1 protein-coding gene is annotated in these 983 nt (G+C 52.3%); it reads right to left on the bottom strand.

All coding sequences use genetic code 11. The annotated features are described in order from the left end of the window. Nucleotides 1–170 precede the first annotated feature (170 nt). A complete protein-coding gene (locus B5G06_RS13745; protein WP_087189608.1) occupies nucleotides 171–641 on the bottom strand; it encodes a GNAT family N-acetyltransferase in 471 nt (156 codons plus the stop codon). Nucleotides 642–983: the final 342 nt, after the last annotated feature.

The raw sequence follows: 983 nt of genomic DNA, 5'->3' as shown, positions 1-983 counted from the left end.
TGTGGTCGGCAAACCACTTCTACCTTATCAGGGAGTTTTTTCTTTTTCTACTCTTCTCCTCGCTTTAAGCTATTTTTTACCCCCGGCTTAGCCGGGGGTTGTCTTTGGTACCACCAACAACAACGGGCCCGCCGCAAATGCGGCAGGCCCGTTTCATGTGGTTTTTAGTTTCACAGATCGTAACGGTATACCTTTTCCGTGGCGCCTTCACCCACCGGGATACGGTCCACGAACTTCCAGCCGATCTTCTCGTAGTAGTTCTCCAACTTGGTAATAAGATAAAGGCAGGGGTAACGTTTGAGCGCTCTAACAGCCTCAATGCTGGCCGCCTGGAGCCGCTGTCCGATGTGGAGATTGCGGTACTCATCCTTCACATACAGAGTCGCCATCCAGGGCGACAGGTCCTGTCTGGTTTTGGCGTCATTGAGCCACAGGGACACCACACCCACCGGCTTGTCTCCCATGACTGCCACCAACATCTGGGGCACCGTGTCCCGCTGGGAAGCATACTTTGTGCGATAAACGATCTCATCCAGAGAATACCCGTCGGCCTTGGCCCACTCCAGCCACAGCCATTGGGAAACCTCCTCCATATACTCCGGTACATCGGCCAGATTCAGGATCTTGATCTCTTCCTGCATGACAGTCCTCCTATTTGCACTTTGCCTGTTGGAACGCCTTCATTATAGGGGCTTTTCCTGTCTGCGTCAAGGGCAGGCGGGTACAGGAGAACTTCATCAGCACGGAAAAGCGCCGGACACTTGCGTGCCCGGCGCTTCGTTTCTCTGATGCAATTTGTGATCGTCCCACTCCAACCTGGTCGTTTGTCCAACCATTTTGACCACAAGCTGCTCGACAATTCTTTTTGGAGTGATACACTAAAACCGCACACCCAAGGTGATATAATAAAACACAGAAAGGGTGTAGCAGATGGGACAGAAATACGACGCGGAATATAAAGCCGATGTGCTGAAGCTGGCCGA

Origin of the sequence: Flavonifractor sp. An52, assembly GCF_002159385.1 — a bacterium.
Classification (GTDB): Bacteria; Bacillota; Clostridia; order Oscillospirales; family Oscillospiraceae; genus Flavonifractor; species Flavonifractor avicola.
The sequence above is the reverse complement of the archived record's forward strand: the minus strand, read 5'-3'. Positions and strand labels throughout refer to the sequence as shown.